This window comes from Kribbella sp. CA-293567 (assembly GCF_027627575.1).
Classification (GTDB): Bacteria; Actinomycetota; Actinomycetes; order Propionibacteriales; family Kribbellaceae; genus Kribbella.
Genome location: NZ_CP114065.1, coordinates 272,076 through 284,460, shown reverse-complemented (window position 1 = coordinate 284,460; position 12,385 = coordinate 272,076). Strand labels below are relative to the sequence as shown.

Below are 12,385 nucleotides of genomic sequence, written 5' to 3'. Positions count from 1 at the left end.
CGCGACCTCCACCTGAGGATCGCGGCCTTCGTCGTCACGGGATCGGCGAGCCGGTGCGGCCCGCCGGTCATCAGGAGTCGGTCGGCTTGGTCTCCGTCGACTTCCGGGTGGTGCTGGTCTTCTTCGCGGCGCCGTTCGAGGAGGCCTTGGCCGCCTCGTCGGTCTTGGCGTCGGTCTCCGCCTTCGCGTCCACGGTCTTGCCGTTGGCAGACCCGTTGACGGCCGAGGTGTCGGCCGACTCGGCCTTCGGCGCGGCAGCGGCCGGCTTGTCGGCGGCCGGGCGCGACGTCGTACCGGCTGGGGCGGAGCTGTAGTCGCGGCCGCTGGTCGGCGTCGACTGCCAGGCCGGCTCCGGCGGAGTCAGCAGCTTCTTCACTGCCGCGGCAGCGAGGGCGCCGAAGCCGAGGAAGAGGACCACCTTGCGCAGCTTGTGGCTCTTCTTCGGTACCTCGATCTCGCCCTTCAGCGCGGCTGCCGTGGCCCGGCCCCGGCGCGAGCTCTCCTCGATGACCGGCTCGGCCGCGGCGGCCAGCGTCGCGAGCGCGGCGGTCACCTTCGGCAGCAGGTCGTCGTTGAAGCGCTCACGGGCCTTCTCGGCGGCGTGCTCGGTGGCTGGACCCACCTTGCGGAGCGCGTCGTCGATCACCGGCCCGGCCTTCTCCACGGCCGCGTGGGCGACGTTGGCGCCACGCTCGACCGCCTTCTCGGCGTACGGCGAGACTCGCTCCACGGCTTTTTCGGCGTACGGCGACACGCGGTCCCGTGCGCTGCCCACGGCGGACTCGGCCAGCGGACGGACCTTGTCCTTCGCGGTCTCGACCCGGCCCTTGGACTTCAACAAACCCACGGTTCCTCCATGGACGCTTCGATTACGACTTCTGGACAAATCTGGCTTCATCTGCATCGTACGACGTACCCAGTCGATAAACGGGTCAGCCGCCCCTGAGATCCCCCTGACGGCCGATTTTGTGGGCCATGACAGGATCGTTGCCGTAAGCCGTAACCGATGAGGAGTATCTCGTGGCCGAAGAACTGTTCGCGACGCTGCAGACGACGAAGGGCGATGTCGTCATCAAGCTGTTCCCCGATCACGCCCCGAAGACGGTGCAGAACTTCGTCGGTCTGGCCGAGGGCACGAAGGAGTGGACCGACCCGACCACGGGCGAGGCGAGCACCGCGCGCTTCTACGACGGCCTCGGCTTCCACCGGGTGATCGACGGATTCATGATCCAGGGCGGCTGCCCGCTCGGCACCGGCACCGGCTCGCCGGGCTACAGCTTCGACGACGAGATCCACCCGGAGCTCCAGTTCGACCGGCCGTACCTGCTGGCGATGGCCAACGCCGGGATCCAGTTCGGCAAGGGCACCAACGGGTCGCAGTTCTTCGTGACCGTGGTCCCGACCCCGCACCTGAACCGCAAGCACACCATCTTCGGCGAGGTCGTCGACGAGGACTCGAAGAAGATCGTGGACGCGATCGCCACCGCCGACACCACGGCGGGCGACCGGCCGACCGAGCCGATCGTGATCAACAGCGTCAAGATCGAGCGCAAGACCGTCTGATCCGAGTCACCGTGGGCCGGCCGCCGGAAGGTGGCCGGCCTGCATCTTTCCCCACAGCGGAGGACCTGGCGTGATCGAGACCGTCTGCTACCGGCACCCGGATCGACCGGCAGGAGTCCGCTGCCAGCGCTGTGAGAAGCCGATCTGCCCGTCCTGTATGAACAGCGCGGCGGTCGGCTTCCAGTGCCCGTCGTGCTTCAACGAGGGCGTGAAGTCGGTCCCCAAGACCCGTACGTCGCTCGGTGGTGTCGCGGCGCGCGGCAACACGCCGGTCGTCACCTACGTGATGCTCGCGTTGAACGTGCTGGTCTTCATCGCCGTGCAGAGCGGCAGCGACCGGCTGCTCAGCGATCTGGTGCTCTACCCGTTCCTGGTGCAGTCGGAGCCGTGGCGGCTGCTCACGTCGGCGTTCACGCACGTGGCGATCTTCCACATCTTCTCGAACCTGTTCATGTTGTTCCAGGTCGGTCCGCAGTTGGAACACATGCTCGGCCGGTTCAGGTTCGCCGCGCTCTACCTGCTGTCAGCGCTCGGCGGCGGCGTTGCGGTCTGGCTGCTGAGCAGCCCCGTCCGGCCGACTCTCGGCGCCTCCGGCGCGGTGCTGGGCCTGGTGGGCGCGCTGCTGGTGATCAGCAAGGCCCGGGGTCTGGAGACGACCTGGATCCTCGTCTACGTGGCGATCACCGCGGTGATCTCGTTCGCCGTCCCGAACATCTCCTGGCAGGGCCACCTCGGGGGTTTCGTCACCGGTGCCGCGCTGGCCTGGATCTTCCTGCAGGACGCGAAACGCCGGCGCTCCAAGTTCAGTCGCTGAGGCTGCCGGTCAGATAGCGGGTGATCGTCGGCCCGAGCCAGGCGACCGCTTCCTCGCGGCTGAGCGCTGCCACCGGTGGCAGCGCGAGGACGTAGCGGCAGAGCGCGAAGCCGAGGGCTTGAGTGGCGACCAGACCGGCGCGGGTCGCCGCGGTCGCCGGGTCGGCCAGGGTGGAGATCATCGGGCCGAGTTGCTCGGCGAAAAGCTGCCGCATGCGGTCGGCCGCGACCTCGTTGGTGACGCTGGCGCGGAGCAGTGCCTTGAGCGACTCGTCGTCCTCCCACCGGTCGAGGAAGTGGTTGGTGAGGGCCGCGCCGACCTGCTCTCGCGGTAGTCCGCTCAGGTCGGGGAGTCGGAGATCGAACTCAGCCGCCGCCGCGAACAGCTTCTCCTTGGTGCCGAAGTACCGCATGACCATCGCCGGATCGATCGCCGCGTCCGCCGCGATCGCCCGGATGGTCGCCCGTTCGTACCCGTCGGCGGCGAACCGCTCCCGCGCCGCCGTCAGGATCGTCGCCCGGGTCTGGTCTCCCGAGCGCTTGCCGCGAGCCGGTACGCCGGTCTGCGTGGTCGGCCGGGAATCGCCTGCTGTCATGGCGCCATCCTAGGTCAACACCTGTTGACCTGCTCGCCGGATCGCCCTACTGTTGAAGTCAACAAGCGTTGGCCAACGGTTGTTGACTTTGACTGAGAGGGTGGGCCGGGATGATGCCGAAGCGGGCTGACGTGGTGATCGTGGGAGCCGGTCCGGTCGGGCTGGCGCTGGCCGTCGGTCTGGTCGACCGCGGTCACGAGGTCGTGGTGGTCGACCGGCTGGCGGCCGGTGCGAACACCTCGCGCGCTTGTGTGGTGCATCCGCGAACGCTGGAGATGCTCGAGCGGATCGGCGTGACCGAGCAACTCACCACGGCCGGGATCCACGCCGAGCAGTTCGCCATCCGCGACGGTGACCGCGCGCTGGTGCCGCTGCAGTTCCGCGAGCTGGCGTCGGCGTACCGGTATGTGCTGATGGTTCCGCAGCAGGTCACCGAGCAGGTGCTGCTGGAGCGGCTGGAGGAGTTGGGCGGCTCGGTGCATCGCCCGTACGCCGCAGTCGACGTGACCCAGAGCGCCGAAGGAGCCGAGGTGACGCTCGACAGTGGAGACGTGGTCACTGCCCGGTACGTCGTTGCCGCCGACGGGATGAACAGCAAGATCCGCGACGCCGCCGGGCTGGGCTTCGATCACTCGGACACGCTCGCGCTGAACTTCACGCTGGCCGACGTACGGGTGCAGGACGGGCTACAGCACGACGTCGTTCAGCTCTACCTGTCCCGCCCCGGCATGCTGGTGGTGGCTCCCCTGCCCGACGGCTCGTTCCGGCTGGTCGCGGAGGTCGACGATGCTCCCGAGCGGCCGGACGTCGCCTACGCGCAGGGCCTCCTTGAACTGCGCGGTCCGCAGAGCGCTCCGGTCCGCGTCACCGAGGTGGTCTGGGGTTCACGCTTCCGGATTCATGAGCGGGTGGCCGACCGGTACCGCGACCGCCGAGTCCTGCTGGCCGGCGACGCCGCCCACACCCACAGTCCCGCTGGCGGCCAGGGCATGAACCTGGGCCTCCGAGACGCCGTCACTCTTGGGGAGGCACTGTCGGCAGCACTGACGACCGGCAATGAGAGTCAACTCGACCAGTACGCCGCAGCGAGTCGCGCCGAAGCTGTTCGGGTAGTAGCCCTCGCCCACCGCCTGACCCGAGTAGCAACCGTCCCACCCTTTGCCCGGCCGTCCCGCAACGCAGTACTCCGGTTGCTCTCCCGCTTCCCCGCCTTCCGCCGATCTCTGACCAACCAGCTCGCCGGCCTCACCCATACGCGCCAATGAGCATCCGGGATCATGAACCGGCAGGCCGGGCCATTGCTTGAGACGTAGTGGATGTTCGCGCTGGCTCAGGTCGCAACCGCCGAGAAACTGACTGCGGAAAGCAGGTCCTCGGCGAGGGCCGAAACGCTCGCAGCGACCTGGTCTGGGTTTCCGATGCCGTCCTCGGCTCGCCCAGCGATCGCGGAGCCATGTGCGTGCGGACCCGCAGCAAACAGTTCGCGCAAGTGGGTAAGCGCTTCCGCGGTCACTGCTCCGGATACCTCCGCACCGAGCAGATGCATCATCGGTGCTGCTAGGTCTTCGGTCTCGATCGCGACGAGCAACCGATACACGTCATGGGCATCTTTGTCCTGCAGGCGTTTGGGATTGGAGTCGCCGACGCGCTCACCAATCTTGTGAAGTTTGGCCACCAGCAGCGCCGCGGGACCTGCGACAGCGACTAGGAGCCGTCGGGGATCAGACGGATCGAGAGCACTGATGTACATCGGGGAGTTGTCGACCATGGAGGCTTCGAGGCCGCGCGCGCGACGTGCAGCACGCTTGGAATGCGGCGGAATCCGGGCGCCACGTGTCTGCTGACCTCCGCTGCCCGCCAGTACAGCGGGAACCATCAGATCGACCTCGAGCCCAGCGGCATTTACCCAGGCGCCAGGCTGGTTCTTGATCGGGTTCGGAGTGAAGCCGCCGCGCAGCATCGCCTCTTCGAGCAGCGGTTCGTCTGCAAGTTTCTGTGGGTCGACCGCCACGTCGCTGTCCTTGGTCGACTCAGCGAGGGCCACCCTGCTACGCACTTCGCTGGTGTGGAGATAGACCGCTTGGGCGCCGATGACCACGACGGCGTCGCGGTGTTCGGCCAATGCGTTGAGTGCGTCCAGCAGCGCGCCTCGAGAGGCGACCAAGAGATCCGGGCTACCAGCGCCAGGAGGATTCATTGCGGGTCATCCATCCAAGTAGTTCCTCGCCCTCGGAGGGGTTCCGTCCGGGGCCGGTCAACAAGTCGGCGGTCACTTGAGCAGGTGCTGCCAGTACGCCGTGCCAGTTCTGCGCTATGACCGGTCGCGTGAAGGCGTAGTTGCCGGAAGGCTCGGCAAGCAGGACGTTCGCTTCGGTCTCAGCAGGACGCAAGTTCCACTCCGCAGCTGCTGCGGACGGATCGGGCGTGAAAATCATCGCCGCGCGGACGGGCGCATACGGAGCCCACTCTGCAGCCGCGATGCTGCCTGTAACGACATACGGCACCTGTCCGGCCGTCAGTACGCCTTGGAGGTGGTCCAGTCCCCTAGGGGCCAGCCAGCGCGTAGTCGTATTGCTATGGACGAAGCTGTAGTCACGCGACCAGCGCCGTAGCAAGGCGGACCAGTCCGGCACATAGATCTGGGAACCGTCGCGCTCGAGTATCCGCTCCTGCTCGAGCAGTTCGACCACCCGGTACGTCGAACCTGTCGACGTGCCGGCTGCAGCGATGAGCCCGGTGATTCGCCACTCCCGGTCGACGTCGATCAAAGTGCGGACGATTGCCGCGGCGACCGGCCCCTTAAGATCCCCTGAAGGTCGGCCTGGCCCTCTCCAAGGGTCGCTGTCTGCGCCGCGATCGGCCAAGAACACCGCCGGTTGCTCAACGACAAGGCGGATGTTCCCGGTGAGATCGAGATAGGAAATCCCTTCCTCGGTAAGGCGGTCACGAACCGTTGGGCCGAGGTAGCGCGCGAGTAGTACAGGAGTCGCCTGGGGGAATCGGTGCCGCCAGAGACGCAAGTATTCGCTGACTGAAGCCAGGTCACGAAGCCTGGGTGAGGAGGGTTTCGTCTGGATCAAAAGCCCGGCGCTGTCACCGCCCGGACTCACCAGATCGACGAGCAGGTCTGGCCCGTCCGATCGGGCGGGCCCGACTGCGACTTCCCATCCAGGAGGCAAGCGGTCCTTGAGAAGCGCCAAGGAGCGGTCGAGGAACTCTCGCTCCGTCATTCGAGCAGCGGGCTGCGTCATTGAGGCCGACCTCCTCGAATTCAGGTTAAGGTCCACCTCCGTGGACCACGGAATCATTGAATATCATGAACACCGCTGATGAGAAGATTCAGTGCGCTCCGGCGCGCCGTCCCTCCACCGGGTTTCTGTTCCGTCGGCCGTGCGAACCCGTCTTGAACCGGACTGCTGGATGGTGTCGTATCGGGGTGCTGCTGTTCGTTGAGTTGATGCGCGGCGGCCGTGCTGGACGTCGGCATGACCTGAGAGGAGACAGCAGTGGCGGAGTACCTGATCAGTTTCAATGACGAGTGGGTGCCGGAGCACAACCTGGACCAGTTGCGGGCGAAGTCGGTCTCCGGAACAGCTGTGGTCGAGGAGATGAAGGCGGCGGGCATCTTCCTCTTCAGCAACGGAGGCATCGACGCGTCGACCGCGTTGTGCAGCGTCGAGGCGCAGAACGGGGAGCCGGTATTCACCGACGGTCCGTACGCCGAGACCAAGGAACACCTGGGTGGCTTCGCCGTGATCGAAGTCCCCGACGACGCCACCGCGAAGTACTGGGCCGGGCGGCTGGCTGTCGCGCTCGACTGGCCGCAGGAGGTCCACCGGTTCCCTCAGTTCCCGGGCACCGACTCCTGAAGACCTGTCGCCCGGCACACCGATCGGTGCTGCCGGGCGAGCCCGTCTAGATGTACTGGTTGCGCCAGGACGGCTGGACGCACCCGGTCACCGTGCCGCTGGGCTTGCGCAGGCAGAACTGGATCTCGACGCGAAGGATGCGGCGGTTCGGCATATCCCAGCTGTGCAGTGCGATCATCCCGGCGTTGTCCGCGCAACCGCTGTTGTCGCCCTCCCACTCAGACCAGGCGGTCACGGTCCCGTCGCCACGGATCGCGCGCCCGCGGATCATCGCGACGAACCCGTCCCCCTGCCCGTCACCGGCGCACTCGTCGTGCACCCTCGAAGTAGTAGGAAGCGCGCTGAGTGCTGAAGAACTTCACCGAACCGGCCCGCGCGACCCCGTACCCGCTCGGGTACGCCGTCGGGTCCGTCCGCAGATACGGCACGCTGGCGTCGGCCGCCGCCGGTTGCGCGCCCCCGGCAACCATCGTCGCGACCACCGCCAACCCGGTGACACTCTTGACCAGCCTGGACCTCAGAAAGCCCGGGGAGATGCGCATGACAACACCTTTCGAAGCGTCGATCGCCGTGAACCTGGCGGTCCCCCAGCCGGCAGGCCGACTCTAGTTGCCGGATCCCCGGCCGACAATGCTGTGCTGGTTGGTCGGTGGGTGGGCTCGCGGCGCCCGCTCCACTTCGTTACGCCGGCTGCATCGTAGGCGAGTGCTGGCGCTCCGCGCGGACCCGCAGTGCTGGAGCTTCGCGTGCGCCCGGGCTCGCGACGGCTGCTCCGCTTCGCTCCGCCGCCTGCATCGCAGCGTGAGGTCTGGCGCTGCGCGCGTGAACCCGCGTGGTGCAGGTTCGCTCGCGGGGTACGCGGGCTCGCGACGGCTGCTCCGCTTCGCTCCGCCGCCTGCATCGCAGGGCGGGTGCTGGCGCTGCGCACGAACTCGGTGTGGGGCTCGCGACGGCTGCTGCGCTTCGCTCCGCTGCCTGCATCGCAGCGTGATGGGGCTGCGCGCGCAAACCCGCGGCGGAGCTGAGGTGGCTCGCGACGGCTGCTCCGCTTCGCTTCGCCGCCTGCATCGCAGCGTGAGGTTTGGCGCCGCGCGCACGAACCCGAGTGTGCAGGTACGTGCTGGGTGGGCTCGCGGCGCCTGCTCCACTTCGTTACGCCGGCTGCATCGCCGGGGTGATGGGTGGTGCTGCGGGCGAATCGGCGGTGCTGGAGTTTGCGCGCGCGGGCTCGCGACGGCTGCTGCGCTTCGCTCCGCCGCCTGCATCGCAGCGTGAGGTTTGGCGCTGCGCGCGTGAACCCGAGTGGTGCAGGTTCGCTCGCGGGGTACGCGGGCTGCGCGCGAACTCGGTGTGGGGCTCGCGACGGCTGCTGCGCTCCAACCCCGCCGCCCGCATCGCTGAAAGCAGAAGCAACAACCCCGCAATACAGCCGCCGCTTACGCGGGCATACGCAAGCGCGCAGTAGCCGCGACGAGGATGCCGTCGAGGCGTTCGCGGGTTGCGATCAGTTCGGTGACCTTGGCGTCGAGGCGGGATCGTTCGGCGGCGAGCCGGTCGAGCATCGCGGGTGTCGTCGTGCCGGATTCCGCGCAGGGCATGATCGCCAGGACGTCGCGGCTGCTGACGCCCGCGCGGAACAGTAGCTGGATCAAGTCGACGTAGCCGACGGTTGTTTTCGAGTAGACGCGTTGCCCGCCTGAAGTGCGCTCGGAGGTGATCAGGCCTTGTTCTTCGTAGTAGCGCAGTGACCGCACGCTGACGCCCGTACGTCGTGCCAGTTCGCCGATCTTCACGCATCCTCCGGGGGGTGTAGTGAGGCAGGTCACATGGGTCGGGGTTGAACCTCACATGGATGTCAGATTCTACCGTGGACGGTATGAAGATCACGAATGCGACTGCCCTTGTCACCGGCGCCAACCGTGGGATCGGCCGTGAGTTCGCTCGCCAGCTGGTCGAGCGGGGTGCGATGGTCTATGCCACTGCCCGCCGGCCTGAGACGATCGATCTCGACGGAGTCAAGGCGCTGGCCCTCGACATCACCGATCCGGACGCTGTTCGCGCTGTTGCCGAGGCCGCGCGCGACGTCGACCTGCTGATCAACAACGCGGGCATCACGACGCACCAGAACCTGCTGACCGGCGACCTGGAGCTGGTCCGCGCCGAGCTCGACACCCACTTCTACGGAACCCTCGCGGTGACCCGGGCCTTCGCTCCCATCCTGGGCGCCAACGGCGGCGGCGGGATCATCAACGTCTTGTCGAACCTGTCGTTCCGGGCCTTCCCGAACGCCGGCGCGTACGCCGTGGGGAAGGCGGCCGAGTGGATGCTGACCAACAGCACCCGGCTCGAGCTGGCGGATCAGGGCACTCAGGTGCTCGGGCTGCACCTCGCGGCCACCGACACCGACATGATGGCCGGCTGGGACATCCCCAAGAACCGGCCCGAGGACGTGGTGAGCGCGGCCCTCGACGGACTGGAGGCCGGGCTGACCGAGGTGCTCGTCGACGACGACACCCGGCAGTCGAAGGCGTTGCTGTCCGGCCCGCCCGAGGACATGTACCCCGACCTCGCCCGCACCTGGCGCGACTGACCGGACACCCGGCACGGGCCGCGGAAGTCTGCAGGCAGGGAAGCCTGCAGACACGGAAGCCCTGAAACACTCCGCGCAAGTTTCCCCGCGCTCTTCCCCGAACGGCTTCCGCCTAACCCACCCCGCCCCCTACCCTCCAGTTACCCAATGCGACAACCTCACTACTGGAGGTCACCGTGTTCCATCCCGCCCGATGGCACCGACTTGTCCCGCTCGCGATCGCGGCCGCCGTCGTGATCGGCGCCGGCGCGAACGTCCAGGCGACCGCGCCGCCGGATCGCAAGACGCAGGCCTACGAGAACGCGGAGTTGATCCAGCTGCTCCGGATCAACACCCCGACCGCGGCCGATCGCCAGCGGCTGGCCGGCCTCGATCTCGATCTGGCCGAGTCGGCCGGGCCGGGGTACGTCGATGTTGTTGCTTACGGCAACCAGGATCGGCGGTTGCTGAAGCTGGCCGGCTTCAGCTGGTCGGTGATCGAGGACGATCTGGTCGGCGCGGACCAGGAGCGGGAGGCGGCCGACGCGGCGTACGCGAAGGCGGTCCGGAGCCGGGCGATCCTGGCGACCTTGCCCAGTGGGCGATCGGCGTACCGGCAGCTGGCCGACTACACCAACGACCTGACCGCGCTGGCGCAGCAGTACCCGACGAAGGTCAAGCCGATCACGTTGAAGAACACCTCGCTGGAGGGTCGCGCGGTGCGCGGCATCGAGATCAGCCGGGACGTCAACGTGAGCAGCGGAAAGCCCGTCTTCGTCATGATGGGGCTGCACCACGCGCGGGAGTGGCCGTCGGGTGAGCTGACCATCGAGTTCGCCTACGACCTGCTGAAGAACGACGGGGTGGTGCCGCGGATCACCAACATCCTGGACAAGGCGCGGGTGGTCATCGTCCCGGTGGTGAATCCCGACGGCTTCACCCTGAGCCGCACCCTCGGCTACGAGATGAAGCGGAAGAACTGCCGGATCACCAACGGCCAGCTGCCGACTCCCGGTCAGTGCGCGCAGTCGTCCAACCAGTCGCGCGGTACCGACCTCAACCGCAACTATGCCGGCTTCTGGGGCGGACCGGGCGCGTCGACCAGCCTCACCTCGGAGACGTACCGCGGTCCGAGCGCGTTCAGTGAGCCCGAGTCGCGCAACATCCAGTCCCTCCTCTCGGGCTACCAGGCGACCACGCTGATCACCAACCACACCTACTCCAACCTCGTACTGCGTCCGCCGGGCTACGCGAGCGCCGGCAAGACCCCCGACGAGACGCTCTACAAGTCGCTCGGTGACCAGATGGCCGCGCAGAACGGCTACTCCAGCCAGTACAGCTACCAGCTCTACGACACCACCGGCACCACCGAGGACTGGTCGTACTACGCGACAGGCGGTCTCGGCTTCACCTTCGAGGTCGGCGCCAGCAGCTTCCACCCGGCCTTCAGCAACATCCCGAACTACTACTTCGGCTCCGGAAGCACCGCAGGCAAGGGAAATCGCGAGGCCTACCTGATCGCGGCCGAGAGCACGATCAACCCGGCCCGGCACTCGGTCATCACCGGCACTGGTCCGGCCGGCGCCGTACTGCGGCTGAAGAAGTCCTTCAACACCAAGACCTGGAACGGCACCAACATCCCCGATGTCCTGAACACCACGATGACCGTCCCGGCCAACGGCAGCTACACGTACCACGCCAACCCGTCGACGCGCCCGATCGTCGTCCAGCAAGGCGGTACGGAGGCCTGGACGCTGACCTGTGAGCGACCGACCGGTCAGGTCCTGGAGACCCGGCAGATCACGGTGGCCCGCGGCGCGTCGGTCACCGCGAACCTCACCACCTGCGCGGCGAACTTCTGATGCAACGCGCCTGATCGAAAGCGGACTGATCGGAGGCCGCCTGATCGAAAGCGGGCTGATCGAGCACCGTCAGCCGGCCGAGGACTCCCTGATCTGCAACGTGTAGGGGACGGTGAGGTCGCGTCGAGCGACCTCACCGGTTCCCGCGATCCGGTCCAGCAGCAGCCCGACGGCGTTCTCCGCGAGCCACTCCTTGTCCGGCGAGATCGTGGTCAGCGACGGCGAGTGGTAGCGGCCGTCCTCGATGTCGTCGAAGCCCACCACCGCGACGTCGCCCGGCACCGACAAGCCCGCCTCGGCGAGGGTCCGCAACGCGCCGAGCGCGAGCAGATCGTTGAAGCAGAAGACGGCATCGGGCGGTTCGGGCAGCGCCAGCAGTTCGCGCATGGACGCGGCGCCGTCCTCGCGGTGATAGCCGGTGCCGGCCAGCTCGAGCGCGGGGTCGTGCGCCAGTCCGGCCGCCTTCAGCGCCTTGCGGTACCCCTTACGCCGTACGGCACCCGTCCCGGCCCCGCCGCCGACGCCGATAGCGGCGATCCGGCGCCGGCCGATCGAGATCAGGTGCGTGGTCGCGTCGAAGGAGGCCTGGACGGAGTCGACCGCGACGTGGTCGAGCGTGCCGCCGGCCTGCCGCTCGCCCAGCAGCACGATCGGTTTCGCGGTGGCGGCCAGGTCGATCCTGGCCGGTGAGGTGGTGATCGGCGAGAAGATGATGCCGTCGATCAGCTGACCGCGCATCCCGTCGAGGACCAGCTTCTCGCCGGCCGCCTCTCCCTCGGTCTGGTCGATCAGCACGGTGATGCCGCGCTTCTTCGCGGCCCGGCTGATCGCGGCGCCGAGCTCGGCGAAGTACGGCGAACCCATCTCCGGGATCGCCAGCGCGATGAAGTCCGAGCGGCCCTTGCGCAGCGACCGGGCGCTCACGTTCGGGGTGTAGTCGAGCGCCTCGATCGCGGCCTCGACCTTGGCCCGGGTCCGCGCGGTGATGTGCGGGTAGTCGTTGATGACGTTGGAGACCGTCTTCACCGACACCCCGGCGCGTGCCGCCACGTCACTCAACCTGGTCGCCATCTGGACTCCCTCCCGCAAGATCTGTCGCAGTCTGTCACGTCG

At 67.6% G+C, this 12,385-nt stretch carries 14 protein-coding genes; 6 read left to right on the top strand and 8 right to left on the bottom strand.

All coding sequences use genetic code 11. The features are described from left to right. Positions 1-70: 70 nt before the first annotated feature. Positions 71-847, bottom strand: coding sequence for a hypothetical protein (locus tag OX958_RS01335; protein WP_270135110.1), 777 nt, complete (start codon positions 845-847; stop codon positions 71-73). Positions 848-1,020: 173 nt separating this feature from the next. Between OX958_RS01335 and OX958_RS01330 the strand changes: the two genes are divergently transcribed. Both OX958_RS01330 and OX958_RS01325 read left to right on the top strand, forming a co-directional pair. Further along, a complete protein-coding gene (locus tag OX958_RS01330) occupies positions 1,021-1,563 on the top strand; it encodes a peptidylprolyl isomerase (RefSeq protein WP_442913241.1) in 543 nt (180 codons plus the stop codon). Between the two features lie 70 nt (positions 1,564-1,633). Next, on the top strand, positions 1,634-2,377 hold the full coding sequence (locus OX958_RS01325; RefSeq protein ID WP_270135109.1) for a rhomboid family intramembrane serine protease: 744 nt from the start codon (positions 1,634-1,636) through the stop codon (positions 2,375-2,377). On the opposite strand, the gene OX958_RS01320 is transcribed toward OX958_RS01325, so the two are convergent. Continuing rightward, positions 2,367-2,972 (bottom strand): TetR/AcrR family transcriptional regulator, encoded by a 606-nt coding sequence (locus tag OX958_RS01320; RefSeq protein WP_270135108.1) that lies wholly within the window; start codon positions 2,970-2,972, stop codon positions 2,367-2,369. The two genes, OX958_RS01325 and OX958_RS01320, sit on opposite strands and share 11 nt — an antisense overlap. Positions 2,973-3,082: 110 nt before the next feature. Between OX958_RS01320 and OX958_RS01315 the strand changes: the two genes are divergently transcribed. Beyond that, positions 3,083-4,237 (top strand): FAD-dependent oxidoreductase, encoded by a 1,155-nt coding sequence (locus tag OX958_RS01315; protein ID WP_270135106.1) that lies wholly within the window; start codon positions 3,083-3,085, stop codon positions 4,235-4,237. Positions 4,238-4,302: 65 nt separating this feature from the next. Here the strand turns inward: OX958_RS01315 and OX958_RS01310 are convergent, their stop codons facing one another. Beyond that, complete coding sequence (locus OX958_RS01310; protein ID WP_270135104.1) at positions 4,303-5,169, bottom strand: GSU2403 family nucleotidyltransferase fold protein; 867 nt, start codon at positions 5,167-5,169, stop codon at positions 4,303-4,305. Continuing rightward, positions 5,147-6,223 (bottom strand): hypothetical protein, encoded by a 1,077-nt coding sequence (locus OX958_RS01305; protein WP_270135103.1) that lies wholly within the window; start codon positions 6,221-6,223, stop codon positions 5,147-5,149. The genes OX958_RS01310 and OX958_RS01305 overlap by 23 nt, the downstream gene beginning before the upstream one ends. Before the next feature lie 255 nt (positions 6,224-6,478). On the opposite strand from OX958_RS01305, the gene OX958_RS01300 reads away from it, so the two are divergent. Continuing rightward, positions 6,479-6,841, top strand: a complete 363-nt coding sequence (locus tag OX958_RS01300; protein WP_270135101.1) for a YciI family protein — start codon at positions 6,479-6,481, stop codon at positions 6,839-6,841. Positions 6,842-6,887: 46 nt separating this feature from the next. Here the strand turns inward: OX958_RS01300 and OX958_RS01295 are convergent, their stop codons facing one another. The 3 genes from OX958_RS01295 to OX958_RS01285 form a co-directional block, all read right to left on the bottom strand. Continuing rightward, positions 6,888-7,160: a hypothetical protein gene (locus OX958_RS01295; protein WP_270135100.1), complete on the bottom strand. Its 273-nt coding sequence runs from the start codon at positions 7,158-7,160 to the stop codon at positions 6,888-6,890. Continuing rightward, positions 7,138-7,383 (bottom strand): hypothetical protein, encoded by a 246-nt coding sequence (locus OX958_RS01290; protein ID WP_270135099.1) that lies wholly within the window; start codon positions 7,381-7,383, stop codon positions 7,138-7,140. Before OX958_RS01290 ends, OX958_RS01295 begins: the two co-directional genes overlap by 23 nt. An 894-nt stretch (positions 7,384-8,277) precedes the next feature. Then, positions 8,278-8,634, bottom strand: a complete 357-nt coding sequence (locus OX958_RS01285; RefSeq protein ID WP_270135098.1) for a MerR family transcriptional regulator — start codon at positions 8,632-8,634, stop codon at positions 8,278-8,280. Positions 8,635-8,717: 83 nt separating this feature from the next. On the opposite strand from OX958_RS01285, the gene OX958_RS01280 reads away from it, so the two are divergent. Together OX958_RS01280 and OX958_RS01275 are read left to right on the top strand one after the other, a co-directional pair. Beyond that, entirely contained in the window at positions 8,718-9,431 is a 714-nt protein-coding gene (locus OX958_RS01280; protein WP_270135097.1) for an SDR family oxidoreductase, read from the top strand. A gap of 176 nt (positions 9,432-9,607) precedes the next feature. Next, complete coding sequence (locus tag OX958_RS01275; protein ID WP_270135095.1) at positions 9,608-11,272, top strand: M14 family metallopeptidase; 1,665 nt, start codon at positions 9,608-9,610, stop codon at positions 11,270-11,272. Between the two features lie 69 nt (positions 11,273-11,341). Here OX958_RS01275 and OX958_RS01270 read toward each other — a convergent pair whose 3' ends face one another. Next, entirely contained in the window at positions 11,342-12,343 is a 1,002-nt protein-coding gene (locus tag OX958_RS01270; RefSeq protein WP_270135094.1) for a LacI family DNA-binding transcriptional regulator, read from the bottom strand. Positions 12,344-12,385: the final 42 nt, after the last annotated feature.